Consider the following 19,373-nt stretch of genomic DNA (forward strand, 5'->3'; position numbering starts at 1 on the left):
CCTCCTAAAAAATCACTTTCTTTTATATTGTTCTAGCTCTGCTTCCCATAAAGTATAGTCTCTTTCAAACAATTCCTCACACATCTGCTGTTTCAGACAATTCCATTGCATTTTTTCTAATAATTTTTGTTGGACAAACTTTTTGCTTTTCTGCTTATATTCAGGCAGATGATTTCGCTTTAAAATACGTTGTATCTCAGGTCTCCACATCATTGTAATCTGATGTTCTTTTTTCATCTTTGGATTCACTTGTGCAGGTCGCTTTTCCTCAACACAAATTGCTCCTTGATGCACGGATAATACTAAAATTCCCCATTCTTTTGGAATGTGCTTATCCACATGTAATGCATGTGATTTCCCAATTGCGATATAATTATAATCACAGTATTTATTATAATTTTTAACTTGTGTCTTCAATCGTTCATAAGTATCTACATCACTTTTTATTTCAATCCCAAGAATTTTATCTTCACAAACAACTATGAAGTCAGCTCTTGATTTACCAATGATCTTCTCTTCAAATACACGAATCTTTCCATACATACTTTCTAAATAATCAAATAATGGATCACGGATATCTTCATCATACAATCGAATTTTATCTTCTTCGTACATATATACTTACTCCTATCTTATTTATGATATGTTTCATTATGGAGAATTTTAAAACTTCGATAAATTTGTTCTAATAAAATCAATCTTGTCATTTGATGTAAGAAGGTAAGATCAGATAATTTAAAACGAAAATCACTGCGTTTCATCAATGCTTCACTAACCCCTAAACTACCACCAATCACAAACGTTATATTACTTGTATGGTAGGTTTGAATCTGTTCAATCTTTGTTGCGAACGCTTCACTTGTCAGCTGTGTACCATGAAGGTCCAACAAAATCATATAGTCGTTATCTTTCACTCGCTTTAATACTTCCATACCTTCTTTATCCTTAATGATTATTTCATCTTTTAAAGATGCATTTCCACCAATCGCTTCATCATTCACCTCAATTATCTCAAGTTTATGATAAGGCTGAATACGTTTTTTATATTCTTCGCACAAAGCCTTTAGGTTTTTATCTTTTATTTTTCCAACACCAATAATTTTTATCATAGCTGTATTATATCAAAAATATGCAACAGATACATTAAAGTTTCAATACGCTCTTCATAGCTATTTCAATATACAAATCACTTAACGTCAATCCCTGATCTACATGAAGACCTCTTTGTTGCCATACTGTTTCATCTAAACAATCTGCAGCAAATAAAAATTGCCCAAAAGATACCTCCCGAAATTTAGATACCGCTAACAATGCGGAACATTCCATTTCGACACAAAGACATCCTTGTTTTATTCTCTTTTTCATCTTTTTTTGCGTTTCCCGATAAAATGCATCTGTTGTCCATGTACCTCCAGTACAATGTGGAACATTCATTTCATCCAAAATCGAACAAATTGTTTGATATGCATGATCATCCATTTCCACGCGTTCAGATGCAGGTAAATAATGATAACTTGTTCCTTCATCGCGAATAGCATATTTAGGAACAATAACTTCTCCATCTTCAATTTGATTACTTAAAACACCGCATGATCCAAAATACAGAAATTTTTCTGCACCTATTGCAATCATTTCTTCTAACATCGAAGCACTTAAAGCAGCTCCTATTCCAGACATAAAAAAACCTATTTCAACCCCGTTATATTTCGTCTTATAAACAGGGTATCCGCCGTTTGCTGTTTCATTCACCCAAACGACTTCCACATCATCTCGGCTTGCTAACTTTTCAATAATTGATCTAGTGAAACAAGAAATAATATATTTTGGCATTTCCTCTACACTTTCTACAATTTCACTTGGATTAATAATTGCATTTCTTTCTTTATCAAAATCAGTTATTAATGGTATCATCTTATATCCCCCTTAATTTTCTAAATATAAATTAATTATTCCATTATAAAAATAGTTTGTCAAAAACAGCAAAGCATATAAAAAAGCTTACACCCTATCTATTAGGAATGTAAGCTTTTATTTTCAAAATTTATTATGATTAAATTCAAAGTAAAACGAAGCAAGAAGATAGGAAAGGGATATTACTTCGTTTTACGATTATATAATATAAATATTTAATTACTTTGTCAACTAAAATGGTTTATTTTGAATTATTTCCCCCACGGACAATTTCAAACTGTGGTGCACTTATGATACGCAATCTTGATGTATCAATTTGTTTTGCTTGCAAAGTATCAAGTAAAACAGCTTTTGCTCGTTCTTTTGAATTTCCTTCTTCTGAAATATGAGCAAGTACAATTTCCTTTGTTTTTTTTCCAACTAACTCTGCCAATACATTTGCGCTATCTTCATTACAAAGATGTCCAAAATCTCCAATAATTCTCTGCTTCACAAACATTGGTCGCTTTGTAGCCATCAACATTTCAATATCATGATTGCTTTCAAAAATATAATAATCAGCGTTCATTAAGTATGGCTTTATCGCTTCATTTATATACCCCGTATCAGTGATATACACTAATTTTTGATCACTGCTTTCAACTACATATCCACATGAGTCTTTTGCATCATGTGATGTAGGAATAACTTTAACTCGGAGCGTATCAAGGGTAATTTCATCATACGGCTCAACTTTATAAAATGAATCAATATCTAAATTTGCAAGTGCATATGTATCAATTCCTTCAAACATTTTTAACTGACTGATATGATCTGTATGGGTATGTGTAACAAACAATGCACTAATTGAATGATAATCAAATTTAAGTCGTTCAAAACACGTAGAAAGATATTTTTTTGTACTACCACAATCAATAACAATGGAAGTTTCACAATTTTTAATCAAACAACAATTCCCTTTTGAACCACTTGCTAATAATGCAAATTTTATCATTGTCCAAACCCCTCAAATGCAGGTTTAGCGAAATCATAAAAAGCATTTACTGATTTTTTAAAACTCAATTCAAACGTTCCAGTAGCTCCATTACGATGTTTTTGTAGTGATACTTCAACTTGTACTTCATCTTCTTTTTCGCGTTCTTCAGTATTGGTATTATGATAATCTTCGCGATATAAGAACATTACAATATCGGCATCCTGCTCAATTGCACCCGATTCACGCAAATCTGATAACATTGGTCGCTTATCACCTGCACGCTGTTCTACAGAACGTGATAATTGTGATAAGGCGATTACAGGAACACTCAATTCTCTAGCTAACATTTTAAGTGAACGGGAAATTTCTGATACCTCTTGTTGTCTACTATCAGAACTTCTTCTTCCACTACCTTCAATCAATTGAAGGTAATCAATCACCACTAAATCCAAACCTTCTTCCGCTTTTAATTTTCTACATTTAGAAAAAATTTCGGCCATCTTGATAGATGAAGAATCATCAATATATAACTTACATCCTGTAAGTTTTGTAGCCGCTTCATACAGTTTGTTCATTTCATCATTGTTTAACTGTCCGTTACGCAATTTATTTCCTTCTACTTCACTTTGAGCACTCAACATACGCTTCATTAACTGTTCAGCAGGCATCTCAAGTGAGAAAATGGCAACTGCTCCATTACTTGTTTTCTTATTGTTCTTTGAAGCTCTAAGCCCAAGATTTAAAGCAAATGCTGTCTTCCCCACGGAAGGACGAGCAGCCAAGATAATTAAATCACCACGTTGTAATCCATTAGTGATTTCATCTAAGCGACGAAATCCTGTCTTTACCCCAGTAATTCCATCTTTCGATTTCTGTAATTCACTAATTTCATTCATTACATTACTCACAACCGTGCTACTATTTTGAAAATCGTTAACTCTACGATTTCGCGTAACATAAAGTATTTGCTTTTCGGCTTCATCTAAAAGAACATCCAACTCATTTGATGTATCAAAGCCTTCTTCCGCAATTCTCTCAGCCGTTTCAATCAATCTTCGTGCATCTGCCTTATTTTTCACAATCTCAATATAGTAATTTACATTAGCGCTTGTAACAGCACTATCACTCAATAACAAAATATAGTCTGCCCCACCTACAAGTGCAAGTTCTTCACGATCTTGCAACTTTGAAATAATACTTGTAGGATCAATCGGTTTTCCTTCTTCCATTAAAGTTACCATCACATCAAAAATACGTTTATGAGCTTCTAAATAAAAATCATCTTTACTTAAATCTTGATCATAAACGGTTTGCGAAACTTTGGGATATATCAATAAGGCACCCAAAATCGCTTGCTCTGCTTCATTATTGTGTGGTAATTCTCTACTCATAAAAACCTCCTACTTTTGTTCACTTAAATGAACATGAATTTCGCCTATTACTTTATTCTTATATAAATCAATTTTCACAATCGTTGTCCCTAAACTTGAAACATTGTGAACATCAATTATTTTTCTTTTATCCAAATGAATATCATATTGCTTTCTCAAACCTTCAATAATTTGTTTGCTAGAAACACTACCAAACACTCTACCGCCCTCTCCTGTTTTCACTTTAAATTCAACAACTGATTTTGCCAAACGTTCTTTCAAAGCTTTCGCTTCCGCTTCCAAATGTTGTTCTTCTTTTTGCTTGTCGGCTTTTTGCTGATTCAAAATTTCTTTGCTACGCTTTGTTTCCTCAACGGCAAACCCTTTTGCGACTAAAAAGTTTCTTCCATAACCATCAGCTACTTCTACCGTTTCTCCTTTTTTTCCTACTTTTTTCACATCTTTAAGCAAGATTACTTTCATATGTTACATCCTCCTCATTCAAATACTTTTCAAGTTCAACTTCCAATAATTCTAACAACTCCTCGGTAGTCATATCTTCTCTTTGAACTGCAGCCGCTGTGAAATGACCTCCACCCTGCAATTCTTCCATAATTACCTGTACATTGATGACACCCTTACTTCGTGCAGAAATAGCTACTTGATTTTCACTAATTCTACCAACAACAAAGGCTGCTTCTACATTCTTAATACTCAACATAGAGTCGGCACCAATCGACATCAAAGAGCGCTCTAACCTTTCTGTATCATCAACACAAGAGATAATAATATTATCATTATACATCTTACTATACTTTAAGACATTAATTTTTGCCTCAAATTCATCATAATTTTCCTTCAGTAAAGCTTCTGCTTCGACAGGGTCCACACCCCATTTTTTAAGTTGAGCACATGCCTCAAAGGTACGGAATCCGGTACGCATTTTAAACCGGTTCGTATCCACCAAGATTCCAAGATACATAATTGTTGCTTCAACTTCACTAATACCAACCTTACCAGGTTGATATGCTATCAATTCACTAATCAATTCACAAGTACTACTTGCACTTGACTCCAAGTAAACCAAAATTGGTTTCTTAATAAATTCAGATCCTCTACGATGATGATCTAAAACCATTACTCGCTCACTACTATTTAATAACTTCGGTGCATTAGAATGTGCTGGATTGTGATAATCCAAAATAATCATCAAATCATTCTTCTTTTGCATCCTTAGTGCTTCATCATCACTAATAAAATTATGTCGCTCACTTAAATGCGCATCATAATATTCCATTGCTTCCTTTAAATGACTTTCTAATCCACCACTTTGAGAAACAATATAAGCCTTCTTTCCATAAGATTGTACAAGTTGAGAAATTGCAAGATTCGCTCCCATACAATCAAAGTCCATATCCTTATGCCCACTAATAAAAATTTGATTTGACTCCATGATAACTTCTTTAATAGCTTGCGCCATTACTCTTACACGAACCCTACTACGAGTCGATGTCGCTTCACTTTTTCCACCATAGTATTTTACATCATCCCCATACCGTTTTACAGCGACTTGGTCGCCTCCACGACTCTGAGCTAACTCCAACAAATCACTTACCATTTCATCCAACGACATAAGCTCCGTATGACCTCTTGCGAAAGCCATTGATAACGTAATATTCACATCAATTTCCGCTGCTTTTCCACGAACATAAGTAAGAATATCGAATTTATTATTTGCTATCTTATCATAAATATCTTCATTTAAAATCAAAAAGAATCGATCACTACGAAGACGGCGAATAATAATTCCATTATCATTTGCCCAATTCACAATCGGTTGACGAAGATTCAAGTTAATATTCGTCAAGGTTGTTTCATCTTCAAATGCTTGAATATCCGCATAATTATCCATATGAATCAATCCCACAACCAACGATTCACTTTCATATTTAGATTTCAATTCACTTAATCTCGTAATATCTCGAACAAACAATACATGTGCTTGTTCTTTTCTCGATAATTCATAAACACGATTTTTATATGTTCCATATATTGTATCCATTTCACCTTGAAAAAGATCTTCAATTTGAGCAATAAAACTGGTCGCTTTTTTACCTACAATATTAATTCCTCGTGAAATAAGAAAACTACTCACCCAAGTAACTTCGTACTGGTCATTGTAAGTAATAATACCAACTTCACCAAAATCAAATGCCCCTTTGGCTTCTTTCCCTAATATTCGCGAAATATCAATTGATCGATTTTCCCGCTCATTTTCTACCGTATACAAAATCCATAAGACAACCGTTGCATTCACTCCTACAATAACAACTAAAGCAATAGCAAGATCTACAAGTCCCAATGCAACCAATAAAATAAGCGCAACCAATTCAAGCATTAAAACAATTCCAACTTGAACCTTAATACTTTCCATATATTTCATCTTTTCACCTACTTCCTATTTTCTGATGAAAACCAGTAAACATATCATATATACCCAACCAAAGAATTAAGTTATTAATTCCTGGCACAAAACACAATACCATTGAAATAAAAATCAAAGATCGTTTTTGCTCTTTCATTGCATAAGTTAGTAAAGTAATAAGCCCGCTACTCACACCAATGATAAAAGCAATTGCATATACCATAAAAACATAAGAACTTATTGTTTTATCAAACATCCCTAAACTGCTTAACATATAAAGTAACCAACTAATGCCTACAAAATATGCCATCCACTTTGGAAATACAACCTCTTGAAGTTGTTTCAATGGTAAAACATCTACATGAAGCCTCTTCAGCAAGATATGGGCAACCACATGAATTAATATTCCTTGTAAGATACTTGTTCCTATATAAATAATTAACAAGAACAATCCTGTAATCGTTTTCGAATTTTCAATTGTTTCAACACTTTGAACGATTTTCAAAAGTTCTCTAAATTCACTAAGTATATTATACCCAAAGATCTCTGATAGCACTAGAACTGTTATCAACATTGTAATCAATTGCATGATGATACAAAGAATCAAAAGATGGGCATTCTTCCACTTTTTTGAAACCCCATAACCATACATAACACCAACTATTAATGCCGAAAACAAATAGAAAATGGTTGTTGGTGCTGCAATCATAAAAGATAAAAGCAAACATGAAACACATACGATAAGGCTTGCTTTTAATCCATATTTCGTACAATAAACAATCATTGGCAAACTAATAAGCCATGATATTGCATCTTCTAAAAAATTCGCCGTTTGACGATTGATGAGTAGAAAAATTCCAATCATCGCAATCATCATCGCACCTTCACTTATTTGTTTCGTTTTAGAAACCATAACATCACCTACAACTTATCTTTCATTTTATCAATTTTTAGCATATTATGAAAGGCTTTTACGAAATAAAGGTAGTAGTTTTTTAACTACTACCTTTCCTTTTTTACTATTCCCATTTAAATAATTTAATGGATAACGTTGTACAGACAATTATAATGGCAACCATGATAAGAATTGGAAACATATTTGATATCTCCATATTGAGCGAAACTGCTTCTAGTAATTTTATTCCTTGGGTTAAAGGCAAGAAATCAGCAATCTTTTGTAATGATGTAGGCATTATCTCATAAGGTAACGTCGTTCCTGAAAATACTAACATCGGAAAATATAATAAACTCGTAATCAGTGAAGCTGTCTTCATGTTTGCTGATAACCCACCAACCATCATGCCAATCGAAAACATCGATGCCATCACTAAAACATAATAACCTAAAAACTGCCATAGTGGTCCTTGCATTTGATAACCAAAGAAAATAGTCGCTAATAGATATACTAAAATTAAAGAAGCGACTGCATAAATTATATATATTGCAACCTGTACAATTAAGATTAGAAGTGGACTTATTGGTGTTACTTGAAGTCTTTTCAAAATCTTTTTCTGCCGATAATCAGCAACCACTAATGGCAACCCCATAAGCCCTCCAGCACAGATGCCAACCGTCGATACAGCACTGAATGAGCGGGAAATCATTTCGGTACTCCCATTATTTCCACTATAGATTGAGCCAATTAAAAACATGATTACAACTGGCATAAGAATCGCAAAAATTACCATATTCATATCTCGAATAGAAAGTATAAATTCTACTTTCAACATTTCTTTAAAAGTTTTCAATATCATTATCCTCCTTATTGATATACCATAGATACGCATCTTCCAATGTCTCATAAGGACTCTCCTTAATTGCATCTTTTACACTTCCATAATAAATAAATCTTCCTTCTTTCAAAATACCAATTTGATCACAGAGAATCTCTACTTCATCCATAAAATGTGAAGTCAAAAAGATACTCATTCCTGCTTCTTTTAACTTTTTGATTGATTCCCATACAAATCTTCTTGCTTGTGTATCTAATCCTGTTGTTAACTCATCTAAAAACAAGACTTCAGGATTTGGCAATAATGCTAAAACAATAAATAACCGCTGTCGTTGTCCACCAGATAATTCCTTTACCATACTTGATATTTTTTCTTCTAGACCAAATTGCTTCAACAATACTTTATAATCTTGAGGATTTGTATAAAATGATGATGTTTCTTCACACAATTCGTTAACTTTTATCTTATCTTGATAACTCCCTTCTTGAAACTGGACACCAACATGTTTAAATAATAATTTGCGTTCTTTTCGTGGATCTTTTTCCAAAACTGATATCTTTCCTTGATCTGCAACTCTTGTTCCTAACACACACTCTATCGTCGTCGTTTTACCAGCACCATTCGCTCCTAATAAACCAAAGACCTCTCCCTTATCTACGGAAAAAGATATGCCCTTTAAAACCTCTTTTTGATCGTACGCTTTTGATAAATTTTCTACATTTATTGTTTTCATAAAGCCTCCTTCTGACAAAATAATAACACCAGTTCAAAGTCTGGTGTTATGATGGAGGGTTTAGTTTTTTCAAAATTTTATATGCTTGTTTGGCATTGCCTTTTGCTGTATGTAAAGAAGATATAAGTTCATCACATACGGTGATAATGTATTCATCTGGATGTGGTGTATTGATGAGTGAGCGAACATCTGAAGTGGGATCTTCACTTACTTTATTCAACATCCTCATAATTGCGGTCAATGAGTAATTTGCATAACGTAACAAACGAATAATTTTCAATCGATTGATATCTTCTTCATAATACACCCGATAGCCATTCTTTTTCCGTTTTACTAAGATAAGACCATTCAATTCCCAATTACGCAAACGATCTATAGAAATACCTAATACATCAGCCGTCTCTTTACGAGTCAAACAAGCCTCTGAATTCTCCTTTTTACCATGTAACATCTTTTCAACAATCTCAATTGCTTCTTCCGCATTTTGCCTTTCCTCATCAATTTGATTTAAATATTCCAAGGTGAGTTTTAAGGCTTCATCATATTCTTGTAAGGCCATAACCTTAATAATTGTCACAACCTTCTTACGCATTCCATTCTGTACGATTGGTACTTGAAAAAGACTACGTAGAATTCGCATTTGTTGAAGATGTAAATCCGTAAAAATACGATAGCCATTCTTTTTTCTTTTCGGTTTTGTGATAAATCCCCATTCTTCATACAGACGTACAGTATTGGAATGCACCCCTATTAATTTAGCGATTTCAGATGTAGAATATGTTTTATCCATAATAACCCTCATTTTTTATTTATTATCCCACACAAATAAAAAAGAGCAAATTACTTCGCTCTCTTTTTTCATTATATAATTAGTCTTCTACATATGGTAACAATGCCATTTGACGAGCACGTTTGATAGCAGTAGCAAGCATTCTTTGATACTTTGCCTTTGTCCCTGTAACACGTCTAGGAATAATTTTCCCATTAGCAGAAATAAATCTTCTCAACAATTCTACATCCTTGTAGTCAATTGTTTCAATTTTATTTTTCGTAAAATAACATACTTTTTTACGTCCAACTCTTTGTTTTTTATAAGCCATGATATACTCCTTTCTTAGAATGGTAAATCATCACTTGCAATATCTAATGTATCGTTTGCGAAATCATCTGCAACTGATGATGATTGATCTTGTTGTGTAAAACCACTTGGATCTTGTGGTACATAAGTTTGTGTGCTGTTATTACTACTAGCATTCTTAGGTTCCAAGAATTGTACATTGTCAACTACTACATCTGTAGTATAAACTGTCTTGCCATCTTTATCTTGATAGCTTCCGGTTTGAATTCTTCCCTCAATACCAATTAAAGCACCTTTGTTTAAATATTGATTCATTAACTCTGCTGTCTTGTTCCAAGCAATACATCTAATAAAATCAGCTTCTGGCTGACCTTCTTGTTTGAAACGACGATTAACAGCCATCGTAAATGAAACAACAGAGGTTCCTGATTGTGTTTTTCTTAACTCTATATCTTTTGTGATACGTCCAACTAAAACAACTCGATTGATCATAATAAACCTCCTTATTTCTCTTCGTCAGTTTTTACAACTAAGAAACGAATAACGTTTGCATTAATTCTCGTTAAACGATTAAATTCAGCAATTGCTTCATTTCCAGCAGTAACATCAATTACGTAGTAAAAACCTTTTGTCATATGGTTGATTTCATACGCGAACTCTTTGCTTCCCCATTCGTCAACTTTGTCGATGGTAGCACCATTGTCAGTAAGTGTTTTATGAACACTTTCAACAACCTTTGCTCTAGCAGCATCCTCAAGTGATGCGTTCACGATGTACATAATTTCATATTTTCTCATTTCGTACACCTCCTTCTGGTCTATTGGCTATTTCTCATAAGGAAATAACAAGGAGTAAATTGCATTTACTCGCTAATATATAATATCAAACATAGTATTGAATTGCAAAGAAATCTTTTAAAAATAACAAATAACCAAATTCTTCAATATTATATTTACTTCATTTCACGTACACCTATCTATTATAACCCTATTTAAAGATGAGTACCTTCTTATCCAATACCTTATAATTGCTTATCGAGTTATCATGACAAATAACAAATTTCAAGTTCTTAAGATTTTTAAGAGCATCCAAATCTTTAACATAATTATCACTAATATTAATAAACTTAAGATTTGGCATCATGGAAGCAAATTCTAATGAATTTACCTTTCCATTCAATATAACTAATTCTTCAACACCTATCATTTTAGAAAGAATTTCTGAAAAATCTCCAATCCCAAGACTATCTCCTATCTCATTTCCATTCTCAAGCTTTGTAAGATTGTTATTTCCTTGAATGAAATATAACTTTTTTATCGTTGCATTCTGCTGTACTTGACTCACATCTAAATACAATGAACTTGTGTATACTTCTAAAGTTTCAATTGGCAAATTAAACATCGTTGCATAGTTCCCACCAGTATAATACCCACTAACATCAGCGCCTAGAATTAAATGCTTTAAATTAGGTAGTGCTTGCAAAGCTTCAAAATTATCAAGATTTCCATCTCTTAATTTTAACGTTTCCAACCCTTTTAAAGTAGCAACCTTATCCATTAACAATTCACCAGTTGCATCTATTTCTAAACATTTAATTGTTGGAAGATCAGCAATTGTATCCATACACCAATTATCAACTGATACTTCTTCTAGGTTTCTCAAAGTATGCAAATCTAATGTTTTACTCACTTCATGTACATTCGCAATATCAATTATTTTTAACTTTGTTAGCCCTGTCAAGGTTGATATAACATCCAAATTTGATAAGTTTCCATTATATCCAACAACGAGTTCACTCATAGCTGTTCTATTACGTAGCGGTTCAAGATTAATAAGTGATGTATTTTCCAATGATAAGCTAATTAATTTAGGCATATTGTGAACAAACTCCATTTCCCTTAATGCCTCACTATAAATATCTAAATGATCCAAATTATTCAAACTATATAAAAATGTAAAATCATCAACCTTTCCTCCAATATCCGAGATTTTCAACGAAGTCAACTTCTTCATTGATGAAAGCCATGATAAGTCCCAATTTTCATTACTATAAGCTACTACTTCTACCGATTTCAATTTCTTTAATTTTGTAAGATCACCTATTTTATCAGTGCTATTTGCCTCATACAAAGCGATTGATTCTAAATTCTTGAAATCCATTAATTTTTCAATTTGATCATCGCTTGCGAAAATACTAATATCTTTCATTTTTTCTGGATTAGGTATCGTTTCAATATTTTGAAGATAATTCGTTTGATCTGTACTTTTATACGATTGTAAATCCTTCATGGCAGATAAATTCTGATTATAATCACTTTTTATTCCATCACCAACCTCCAGCTTAACCAAAGCTTGTAAGCTAAGAATATCGTTCAATTCTAAATTATATTCTTCACTAGAAATAAGAAGATGTTTTATGGAATCACCAAAATCTGCTTTATTTTTAAAATAATTCTCAAAACTATACTGAAAGTCATACCCTTGTTTCATCTTGTCATATCGAACAGATACATATTTTATCTTCGCTAGATCTTCTTGATCAATTTCATCAAAATCTTTTTCTAATGCAACTGCCACAAATTCTTTCATTACTTTTCCTTCAGGTAAATCTTGTACCTTACCACTATTAGAAGATGAACTAGATCCCAGATGCATAAGCATAGGAATTGTAATCATTGAAAGTATCACAAAAAAAGCGATGATTCCTAGCATCACTCTTTTAGAATCTGGTTTTCTTACATTTGTCTTATCATATGTATAATAATTATTTATTGTTGGTTCTTCATCATCAATCAAAAATTCCGAATGACAATATTTACATTCAGCCGTTTTTAAACTAGGATCTGCTTTTACCTTACCCCCACAATTTGGACAAACTAATTTTACTAATTTCATATTCCCTCCAATACTCTATTATTCTTAGATGTAAGTTTTCCTATTTTGGTTTCGTAATTATAAATCTTCTTTTGTTGTTATTTTTTTATTTCCATAATCTCCAACAACTGCTTTAACTCTTGTTTTTCCATATCTTTCAAACAATTGTGCATCATCACTTGCGAAAAACCCTTCGTTTTGACCTTTTTTATGACATTCTAAAATCAATCCTGTTTTAAAGCATTGTGGTGTTTGTGCTGAATAACACTGTGACCGTAATGGTGACTCCTTCACATATCCATCTTCTACAATCTTAATGGTATCCACCACAGGAACAACTAATAAACAAGCATCATCCTCTTGTAATGTTTGCTTTAACGCTGTAATTTGCTCTTTCTTCAAAAATGGTCTAGCCCCATCATGAATCATCACATATTCACTCTGTACGACCTTAAGACCATTATAAACACTTTCCTGTCTTGTTTGTCCTCCAATCGCATATATTACCTTATCAGAATGAATGATTCGTTCAAAAGTACTCTTATCATCCAAAGAAACAACCATGATAATTTCTATACAATCTGGATCTTGTATAAAAGGAGATAACGTTTTGGTAATCAAAGGTTCTCCATGTTTTTCATAAAATAATTTATTGTACCCCAAATTGGTACGCGTGCCTTTTCCAGCCGCTACGATTATTGTAGTGTATTTCATAAAAAAATGATAACACACTTAAGGTACAATTTCATTATTTCATATTATGATTCATAAACAGCTAACACTTTTTTTACTTTATCAACTAATTTTTCACGCACATAATCTGGCTCTAAACATTCACATGACTCACCAAAACTAAGTAACAACGAATAACCATAATCATCATCTACAAAAGGAAAATCTACATACATCTTATTTCCTTTTACCTGTGTAATTGCTTCTTCTCCACATCTTTCAACAATACGCTCACGTGCTGAAACATCAACACACAGCTTAATTATAAAGAGTTTATCTCCTATCCACTTTTTTCCATTTAATGGTTCAAATGTAATTTCTCGTTTTTTAAATGTTTCTGTCAATACGATGTTTTCCATTCTTGAAAGTCGAAAGACACGTGCTTGTTTACGTAATAAACAATACCCTTGAACATACCAACTTGTATCCTTCATTACTAACCGATATGGTTCTATACTTCTTTGCGAAGCTTTTCCATTACGATCATAATAAGCGAAATTAATGATTTTTGTTGTATCAATAGCTTTTTTCACCTTCTTAAAAGATTTACTTGTTTGATTATTCGATGTCCATGTAGTTAAATCAATTGATATCTTAGACATTTTATCTTCTACTTCAGCATATAGTTCTTTGGGAATCAAATTCTTAATCTTTGATAAAGCAGAAGATTCCTCTTCCATTGTCAGTGTTGGAGATACACTGTGTAGCCCTAATAATAAAGTTGAAAGATCCAAAGAAGAAAAATAATGTTTCTGAACCTTATAGTCTTCAAGAATACTAATTCCACCCTCACTACCTACCGTCGTAATAATTGGTACCCCTGCCATTGTAAGCGTATCAATATCTCGATAAATCGTTCTTGTACTAACTTCAAATATTGCCGCTAATTCTCTAGCACTAATTTTTTTACGATCCAACAAAATAAAGATAATCGATATAAGTCTATCAATTTTCATAAATTTTCTCCTTTTTAAACAATTATGACATATAGGTGTCATAATTCCTATGATATATTTTCATTCTAATATAAAGGAGGAATATTTTATGAATTACTTAGACATATTTTACCAAACAATGGAGGAAGCAAAAAACATTGCAGTAGCAACAAGTATAAAAGATAAACCCCATGTAAGAATTATGGATTTTGTATATGATAAAGATAAAAATATTATCTATATTGCTACATTTAAAAACAATACCAAGGTTAATGAATTTAAAGAAAATCCTAACGTATCTTTCACTACTTTACCAACACAAAGCCAAAAGCATGTTCGTTCAATTGATGCAATTGTAAAGAAGAGTGAAACATCTATTTTTGATATTGCAGATGCCTTCATTCAAAAAAATCCAGAGTTTAAAAATACCTTGGATATGGCTGGACCAATGTTAGATGTATTTGAAATTCACAGTAATCATTTCACTGTAATTCCTGATATCAAGAACGCAAAAACGATAACAATTTAAAAGGTGAAAATAAAGTGTTGAAAATTTATCAATATAATTGAAAAACTTGCATTCTATAAAGTATAGAGTGCAAGTCCTTTTTAAGTTTTACTCTGCTCATGATGAATATCAACTAATTCATTTACAATTGCCATTTTATGAACAATTGTTTTTACTAGATAATCAAGTTCTTTCCCTTCTTCATAATTAGCTGGTGTTATAAAATCAACTCGTTGATCCATCAACAGTTTTTCTACTTTGTGTTTTTCTGTATACACTGCAATTGATTGTCCACCATTAACCTTTACTAATTTCATGCAAGGAACATCCGTTAATCCATCACCAATATAAATCATATTGCGAAAGGGAATCCGTCGATCTCGATCTTCCTTAAATTCATTTAGCTTCTCATCTTCATACAACTCTAACACACCCTTATTTATACGAAATAAGAACTGTGTTTTATTTGTATAATTTACTGTTAATGCTGGCCAATCAGCGACTCCATTTTCATTATAATGAAATTCACAAGCATATATCTTTTCAAAAGCATCTTTTATCTTTGTTCCTTCAATAATTTCTTTTAAACCGCTTGAAATAATATAATGTTCAATCTTAACACCTAAAGATTCTCCATAAGCATTGATTCTATCAAACCAAGTTTCTACTCCAGGAAAAAGTTCTACATGTTTTCCTGCATCTTCAAAATCTTTTCGTTTTATTGAAAGACGATTATCTTGCGCTTTTCGAATCATGTGATACATATAGGCAAGAATCCCATCCATCCCCTCTTTCGTTGCCAAGGTTTGAACTTCATTCCAAAATACAGAAGATTCCATCTTTAAATTAGGAATAAAAGAATATTCTTGCATATCTTTTGTACATAACGTTTTATCAAAATCATACATCAAAGCAATGATTGGTTTTTCCATTTTTCTCACATCCTTGCTTTGATTATATCAAATCCATAAATTTCTTTCACTATTAAGAATTTATAGTTTTCTTGGTTTTTTACCCAAACAAAATATCTTTTTTTTGAAAGGGGAATAAAATTCTTTTTGTTTTCATATTTTATCATCTTTATATTGTATTTTCTTTTTGTTTCGATAATAATATAGGTGTGAGGAATTTTGAATGTCAAAAAACAACGATTTGCGAAGAGATGAAATTAAAAAATATATTTTGACCAAAGAAAAAGTCAGAGTAGAAGAATTAGCAAAATTAATGAATGTCTCTTTGGAGACAATTCGTAGTGATTTGTCTTTCCTCGAAGATACTGGTTTGCTTTATCGGACTCATGGTGGTGCCACTTTACGAAATGCGATTGTGGATCTTCCAATGGATATCCGAATCAAAGAAAAAGCAGAAGAAAAAAAGCAGATAGCCTATAAGGCCATTAACTTCATCAATGATGATGACGTCATTTATATTGATCCAAGTAGTACTGCTTTGCCATTAGGGCGTCTCTTAAGACTAAAGAAAAATTTAACGATTGTTACAAATTCTTTTGAGCTTATTCCTATTATTGCCGAGAGCGACCACAAATTAATTATCGTTGGTGGAGATTACCTAAAAGCAGGTAAACGAATGGTTGGTGGATATGCAATTAACGTTATCAAATCCATTCACTACGATTTAGCTATTTTCGGAATGGATGGATGTATGGGAATTAATGGTCCTGGAATTATGGGACGCGAAGAAATTTTCTTAAATTCTGAAGTTATGAAACGCACAACAAAATCAATGATTTTATCGGATTCATCTAAATTCGATAAGATTGGTAAATATCAATACACAACATTTGAAGAGATAGATATTTTTATCACAGATACCCTTAGCGATGAAGATCGCAAGAGGGTAAAAAGCAAAGTTGTTGTAGAAGCAATGAAAAAATAAATTGAAATTAACGAAGAATCGTAAACTAATCATCCTAAAAAGACATAAGGACTTATCACCCTTGTGTCTTTTTAGTTGTTATTCTCTATCAGAGTACTCAAATGCTTATTCAATATATTCCTTTAAATAATTGAAAGACCAATACTCGTTATAAGTAGCTATAAAACTCATTAAATCAAATGCGACTTCAGAAGAAATCAATGATCCTTGATTTTCTCCATCATATTGATCTGCCAAAGGTATATAATATGAATCTAGTGTGTTGTCATCAAACTTTGGTAAATCATAATCTTCCCTTATTAACGCTAATTCTTCCCTATAAGTTTTTTTAACTGCTTCAATAGCATTTGATCGTACAGATTGTATGTATAAATAAATACCAATAATTATAATTATTATAGCTAGAATCGAAAATGCAATCTTTTTAGTTCTACTTTTCATTTTGCCTCCTTTTATGGATTACCAATCTTATATAATATCCTTTTTACATCTTTGTACTATCTTGTAGTAATAAACCTTAAATAATTACTGTCAAAATGAAAACCCATGTAGATAATACACTATATTTTTTCAAATTAAGCGAAAAGATGAATATACTTATTGCATATAGCACATAGTATATATGTGCAAAATACATTGAACGAATATCGTATGACATCCAATAACCCTCATATGCTTTAAAGATCAGTTATTCACATACCAAAGAAGTTATAAATGGCATATAAAATAGTATATATTTCTTTAACATAAATCCTCCTTTTGTATAAATTTAATTTGATATCAAAAGCATATCATATAATTTTTAACTTGTATAAAAATTGGCAACCATGGTCGCCGAATCGTAACATTTAATGGTGTTTTATCAGTAATTAAAGTTTCCTTATAATTTTCAAATCTATTTAGCTATATATCATTTATACTATGTACTTTCTTAACACAGGTATTTTGCTAATTATATATGTTGTAAATGCACTTAGTAAATATATTAATAATGTCAATATAGGAACCATATACATATAATTTAAACTATTTACATTAATTCCATTTCTTCGTAAAATGATTTCAAACAAGGCATGTGACAAATATATACCTAAAGAAAGCTTAGATAAACTTGTTAATACTTTTGTCATAGTGAGATTCATTTCATTTGGAACTAATTTTTTTGCACTAATCATAACTGCTATCGATGGCAATAGAACGTTAGGTGTAAGAAATTCATAGAAATACATAACATTCTCTCCTCTTAGAATAGATACACGTTTTGTCATAATAATCGTTGCGACAATTCCTATAATAGCACTAATATTAATTATTGTAGTAAGCTTAGAACTAATTTCTTTATTATGTAAATAATATCCTAAGACAAAATATCCTACATACCCCAAGACTAATGAAGGCTGGATTTTTTCACTTAATGTAGACAGAAATCTAAACTCATCTTGAAGAAAATGTGGTAAATTTGGAAACAGTTCTGAAATCAAATAAATATTAGGAATTATAATTGAAAAAACGAGCCATAAAATTAAAAAATATTTACATTTTTTATCATCATAAATAAAAGATTTTATAAGCGGAATCATTAAATAAATTCCTAATATAGTAAATAAAAACCACATATGATAATGTCCACCTTGAAACTTAAGCATAAATTGTGTTTTTACTCTAACTCCATCATAAAAGTAATAAGGAATCAAATATATAGCAGACCAAAAAACAAAAGCAATAATTATTCTTAATATATTCTTTTTGAATAAATCCGTTGTACTTTTTTCTTTATTCTTATCTAACATCAAAGCTCCACTAATCATTAAAAATAAAGGTACACAAAATCTTGCGATACTATCATAAATATTCATTATCCCCCACTCATCACTGCTAGCTGAGGTTCCTCCCCACAACGGAGCAACTACATGAATCATTACCATGAAGAAGGTTGCAACAATTCTACAAACATCTAAATATAGTACTCTTTTTTTATCCATAAATTTATTTCTCCTCTCATAAAACCACAGAAATTAACCCTATATATATCCAAGTAATTAATATATATCCTTTATATTAGTTTATTATAGTAATCAACATAAGTCATTATTTTTTTCTAATATCTGGGAACTGCAACAGTTTAATTGACAACTAGTTAAGATACATGTGATATTTGTTGTTGGTACTTATAGGGTGTCATCATAAACTTGGTATGAATAC

Annotated in this window: 22 protein-coding genes; 2 read left to right on the forward strand and 20 right to left on the reverse strand. The window is 31.7% G+C overall.

Going from position 1 to position 19,373, the window contains the following annotated elements; translation table 11 throughout:
* Positions 1-12 precede the first annotated feature (12 nt).
* From M2475_RS06580 to M2475_RS06660, 17 genes are all read right to left on the reverse strand, one after another.
* Positions 13-615, reverse strand: coding sequence for an MmcB family DNA repair protein (locus M2475_RS06580; protein WP_277490371.1), 603 nt, complete (start codon positions 613-615; stop codon positions 13-15).
* A gap of 17 nt (positions 616-632) precedes the next feature.
* The gene (gene rlmH / locus M2475_RS06585) at positions 633-1,109 is read right to left on the reverse strand and encodes a 23S rRNA (pseudouridine(1915)-N(3))-methyltransferase RlmH (protein WP_277490372.1); all 477 of its coding nucleotides are present in this window, start codon (positions 1,107-1,109) and stop codon (positions 633-635) included.
* A 34-nt stretch (positions 1,110-1,143) separates the two neighbouring features.
* On the reverse strand, positions 1,144-1,911 hold the full coding sequence (locus M2475_RS06590; RefSeq protein ID WP_277490373.1) for a nucleoside phosphorylase: 768 nt from the start codon (positions 1,909-1,911) through the stop codon (positions 1,144-1,146).
* A 241-nt stretch (positions 1,912-2,152) separates the two neighbouring features.
* Positions 2,153-2,905, reverse strand: coding sequence for an MBL fold metallo-hydrolase (locus M2475_RS06595; protein WP_277490374.1), 753 nt, complete (start codon positions 2,903-2,905; stop codon positions 2,153-2,155).
* The gene (gene dnaB, locus M2475_RS06600; RefSeq protein ID WP_277490375.1) at positions 2,902-4,278 is read right to left on the reverse strand and encodes a replicative DNA helicase; all 1,377 of its coding nucleotides are present in this window, start codon (positions 4,276-4,278) and stop codon (positions 2,902-2,904) included. The genes M2475_RS06595 and dnaB overlap by 4 nt, the downstream gene beginning before the upstream one ends.
* Before the next feature lie 9 nt (positions 4,279-4,287).
* Positions 4,288-4,740, reverse strand: a complete 453-nt coding sequence (gene rplI / locus M2475_RS06605; RefSeq protein WP_277490376.1) for a 50S ribosomal protein L9 — start codon at positions 4,738-4,740, stop codon at positions 4,288-4,290.
* Complete coding sequence (locus M2475_RS06610; protein WP_277490378.1) at positions 4,721-6,700, reverse strand: DHH family phosphoesterase; 1,980 nt, start codon at positions 6,698-6,700, stop codon at positions 4,721-4,723. Before M2475_RS06610 ends, rplI begins: the two co-directional genes overlap by 20 nt.
* A 4-nt stretch (positions 6,701-6,704) precedes the next feature.
* Positions 6,705-7,595 carry a DUF2232 domain-containing protein gene (locus M2475_RS06615; protein WP_277490379.1) on the reverse strand — a complete coding sequence of 297 codons (891 nt, stop codon included), beginning with the start codon at positions 7,593-7,595 and terminating at the stop codon, positions 6,705-6,707.
* Between the two features lie 106 nt (positions 7,596-7,701).
* A complete protein-coding gene (locus M2475_RS06620; RefSeq protein WP_277490380.1) occupies positions 7,702-8,430 on the reverse strand; it encodes an ABC transporter permease in 729 nt (242 codons plus the stop codon).
* A complete protein-coding gene (locus M2475_RS06625) occupies positions 8,417-9,148 on the reverse strand; it encodes an ABC transporter ATP-binding protein (RefSeq protein ID WP_277490381.1) in 732 nt (243 codons plus the stop codon). Before M2475_RS06625 ends, M2475_RS06620 begins: the two co-directional genes overlap by 14 nt.
* 46 nt (positions 9,149-9,194) lie before the next feature.
* Positions 9,195-9,938 carry a MerR family transcriptional regulator gene (locus M2475_RS06630; protein ID WP_277490382.1) on the reverse strand — a complete coding sequence of 248 codons (744 nt, stop codon included), beginning with the start codon at positions 9,936-9,938 and terminating at the stop codon, positions 9,195-9,197.
* Positions 9,939-10,017: 79 nt separating this feature from the next.
* Positions 10,018-10,248, reverse strand: a complete 231-nt coding sequence (gene rpsR, locus M2475_RS06635) for a 30S ribosomal protein S18 (protein WP_277490383.1) — start codon at positions 10,246-10,248, stop codon at positions 10,018-10,020.
* A 14-nt stretch (positions 10,249-10,262) separates the two neighbouring features.
* A complete protein-coding gene (gene ssb / locus M2475_RS06640) occupies positions 10,263-10,718 on the reverse strand; it encodes a single-stranded DNA-binding protein (RefSeq protein WP_277490384.1) in 456 nt (151 codons plus the stop codon).
* Between the two features lie 11 nt (positions 10,719-10,729).
* Complete coding sequence (gene rpsF / locus M2475_RS06645; protein WP_277490385.1) at positions 10,730-11,023, reverse strand: 30S ribosomal protein S6; 294 nt, start codon at positions 11,021-11,023, stop codon at positions 10,730-10,732.
* Between the two features lie 190 nt (positions 11,024-11,213).
* Positions 11,214-13,121: a hypothetical protein gene (locus tag M2475_RS06650; protein WP_277490387.1), complete on the reverse strand. Its 1,908-nt coding sequence runs from the start codon at positions 13,119-13,121 to the stop codon at positions 11,214-11,216.
* Between the two features lie 57 nt (positions 13,122-13,178).
* Entirely contained in the window at positions 13,179-13,814 is a 636-nt protein-coding gene (gene ispD, locus M2475_RS06655; RefSeq protein WP_277490388.1) for a 2-C-methyl-D-erythritol 4-phosphate cytidylyltransferase, read from the reverse strand.
* 44 nt (positions 13,815-13,858) lie between these two features.
* Positions 13,859-14,788, reverse strand: coding sequence for a YafY family protein (locus M2475_RS06660; protein ID WP_277490389.1), 930 nt, complete (start codon positions 14,786-14,788; stop codon positions 13,859-13,861).
* An 88-nt stretch (positions 14,789-14,876) separates the two neighbouring features.
* Between M2475_RS06660 and M2475_RS06665 the strand changes: the two genes are divergently transcribed.
* The gene (locus M2475_RS06665; protein ID WP_277490390.1) at positions 14,877-15,296 is read left to right on the forward strand and encodes a pyridoxamine 5'-phosphate oxidase family protein; all 420 of its coding nucleotides are present in this window, start codon (positions 14,877-14,879) and stop codon (positions 15,294-15,296) included.
* Positions 15,297-15,376: 80 nt separating this feature from the next.
* Here the strand turns inward: M2475_RS06665 and M2475_RS06670 are convergent, their stop codons facing one another.
* Complete coding sequence (locus M2475_RS06670; protein WP_277490391.1) at positions 15,377-16,207, reverse strand: HAD family hydrolase; 831 nt, start codon at positions 16,205-16,207, stop codon at positions 15,377-15,379.
* A gap of 202 nt (positions 16,208-16,409) precedes the next feature.
* Here M2475_RS06670 and M2475_RS06675 point away from each other — a divergent pair, with 202 nt between their 5' ends.
* Positions 16,410-17,171 carry a DeoR/GlpR family DNA-binding transcription regulator gene (locus M2475_RS06675; protein WP_277490392.1) on the forward strand — a complete coding sequence of 254 codons (762 nt, stop codon included), beginning with the start codon at positions 16,410-16,412 and terminating at the stop codon, positions 17,169-17,171.
* A gap of 105 nt (positions 17,172-17,276) precedes the next feature.
* Here M2475_RS06675 and M2475_RS06680 read toward each other — a convergent pair whose 3' ends face one another.
* Positions 17,277-17,612 carry a hypothetical protein gene (locus tag M2475_RS06680; protein WP_277490393.1) on the reverse strand — a complete coding sequence of 112 codons (336 nt, stop codon included), beginning with the start codon at positions 17,610-17,612 and terminating at the stop codon, positions 17,277-17,279.
* A gap of 473 nt (positions 17,613-18,085) precedes the next feature.
* Positions 18,086-19,153 (reverse strand): acyltransferase family protein, encoded by a 1,068-nt coding sequence (locus tag M2475_RS06685; RefSeq protein WP_277490395.1) that lies wholly within the window; start codon positions 19,151-19,153, stop codon positions 18,086-18,088.
* Positions 19,154-19,373: the final 220 nt, after the last annotated feature.

Source organism: Breznakia sp. PF5-3, from assembly GCF_029504745.1.
Taxonomy (GTDB): Bacteria; Bacillota_I; Bacilli_A; order Erysipelotrichales; family Erysipelotrichaceae; genus Breznakia.

Excerpts from the sequence above, each read along its gene's own strand:
- M2475_RS06580 (WP_277490371.1), bottom strand. The coding sequence starts at position 615 with ATGTACGAAGAAGATAAAATTCGATTGTATGATGAAGATATCCGTGAT.
- rlmH (WP_277490372.1), bottom strand. The coding sequence starts at position 1,109 with ATGATAAAAATTATTGGTGTTGGAAAAATAAAAGATAAAAACCTAAAG.
- M2475_RS06590 (WP_277490373.1), bottom strand. The coding sequence starts at position 1,911 with ATGATACCATTAATAACTGATTTTGATAAAGAAAGAAATGCAATTATT.
- M2475_RS06595 (WP_277490374.1), bottom strand. The coding sequence starts at position 2,905 with ATGATAAAATTTGCATTATTAGCAAGTGGTTCAAAAGGGAATTGTTGT.
- dnaB (WP_277490375.1), bottom strand. The coding sequence starts at position 4,278 with ATGAGTAGAGAATTACCACACAATAATGAAGCAGAGCAAGCGATTTTG.
- rplI (WP_277490376.1), bottom strand. The coding sequence starts at position 4,740 with ATGAAAGTAATCTTGCTTAAAGATGTGAAAAAAGTAGGAAAAAAAGGA.
- M2475_RS06610 (WP_277490378.1), bottom strand. The coding sequence starts at position 6,700 with ATGAAATATATGGAAAGTATTAAGGTTCAAGTTGGAATTGTTTTAATG.
- M2475_RS06615 (WP_277490379.1), bottom strand. The coding sequence starts at position 7,595 with ATGGTTTCTAAAACGAAACAAATAAGTGAAGGTGCGATGATGATTGCG.
- M2475_RS06625 (WP_277490381.1), bottom strand. The coding sequence starts at position 9,148 with ATGAAAACAATAAATGTAGAAAATTTATCAAAAGCGTACGATCAAAAA.
- M2475_RS06630 (WP_277490382.1), bottom strand. The coding sequence starts at position 9,938 with ATGGATAAAACATATTCTACATCTGAAATCGCTAAATTAATAGGGGTG.
- rpsR (WP_277490383.1), bottom strand. The coding sequence starts at position 10,248 with ATGGCTTATAAAAAACAAAGAGTTGGACGTAAAAAAGTATGTTATTTT.
- ssb (WP_277490384.1), bottom strand. The coding sequence starts at position 10,718 with ATGATCAATCGAGTTGTTTTAGTTGGACGTATCACAAAAGATATAGAG.
- rpsF (WP_277490385.1), bottom strand. The coding sequence starts at position 11,023 with ATGAGAAAATATGAAATTATGTACATCGTGAACGCATCACTTGAGGAT.
- M2475_RS06650 (WP_277490387.1), bottom strand. The coding sequence starts at position 13,121 with ATGAAATTAGTAAAATTAGTTTGTCCAAATTGTGGGGGTAAGGTAAAA.
- ispD (WP_277490388.1), bottom strand. The coding sequence starts at position 13,814 with ATGAAATACACTACAATAATCGTAGCGGCTGGAAAAGGCACGCGTACC.
- M2475_RS06660 (WP_277490389.1), bottom strand. The coding sequence starts at position 14,788 with ATGAAAATTGATAGACTTATATCGATTATCTTTATTTTGTTGGATCGT.
- M2475_RS06665 (WP_277490390.1), top strand. The coding sequence starts at position 14,877 with ATGAATTACTTAGACATATTTTACCAAACAATGGAGGAAGCAAAAAAC.
- M2475_RS06670 (WP_277490391.1), bottom strand. The coding sequence starts at position 16,207 with ATGGAAAAACCAATCATTGCTTTGATGTATGATTTTGATAAAACGTTA.
- M2475_RS06675 (WP_277490392.1), top strand. The coding sequence starts at position 16,410 with ATGTCAAAAAACAACGATTTGCGAAGAGATGAAATTAAAAAATATATT.
- M2475_RS06680 (WP_277490393.1), bottom strand. The coding sequence starts at position 17,612 with ATGAAAAGTAGAACTAAAAAGATTGCATTTTCGATTCTAGCTATAATA.
- M2475_RS06685 (WP_277490395.1), bottom strand. The coding sequence starts at position 19,153 with ATGGATAAAAAAAGAGTACTATATTTAGATGTTTGTAGAATTGTTGCA.